The organism is Marinobacter vulgaris (assembly GCF_003344045.1).
Taxonomy (GTDB): Bacteria; Pseudomonadota; Gammaproteobacteria; order Pseudomonadales; family Oleiphilaceae; genus Marinobacter; species Marinobacter vulgaris.
The window spans coordinates 1-483 of sequence record NZ_QFWX01000043.1 but is presented as its reverse complement, the minus strand read 5'-3'; the positions used below and the strand labels follow the sequence as shown (position 1 = coordinate 483).

Below are 483 nucleotides of genomic sequence, written 5' to 3'. Positions count from 1 at the left end.
GGCCTGATCAAGGTTGGTGAAGAAGTGGAAATCGTCGGTATCAAGGATACCGTGAAGACCGTTTGTACCGGCGTTGAGATGTTCCGCAAGCTGCTGGACGAAGGTCGCGCTGGTGAGAACGTTGGTGTTCTGCTGCGTGGTACCAAGCGTGATGACGTTGAGCGTGGTCAGGTACTGTGTAAGCCGGGTACCATCAAGCCGCACACCAAGTTCGAGTGCGAAGTGTACGTACTGAGCAAGGAAGAAGGCGGTCGTCATACCCCGTTCTTCAAGGGCTATCGTCCGCAGTTCTACTTCCGTACCACCGACGTCACAGGTTCCTGTGAGCTGCCGGAAGGTGTGGAGATGGTAATGCCGGGTGACAACGTGAAGATGAGTGTTACCCTGATCAACCCGATCGCCATGGAAGATGGCCTGCGCTTCGCGATTCGTGAAGGCGGCCGTACCGTTGGTGCCGGTGTGGTCTCAAAGATCATCGAGTAA

General features: G+C 55.5%; 1 protein-coding gene. It reads left to right on the top strand.

Annotated elements, in window-relative coordinates; translation table 11 throughout:
- Positions 1-483: EF-Tu C-terminal domain-related protein (locus DIT71_RS17725; RefSeq protein WP_264756340.1), on the top strand; the 483-nt coding region annotated here is incomplete at its 5' end.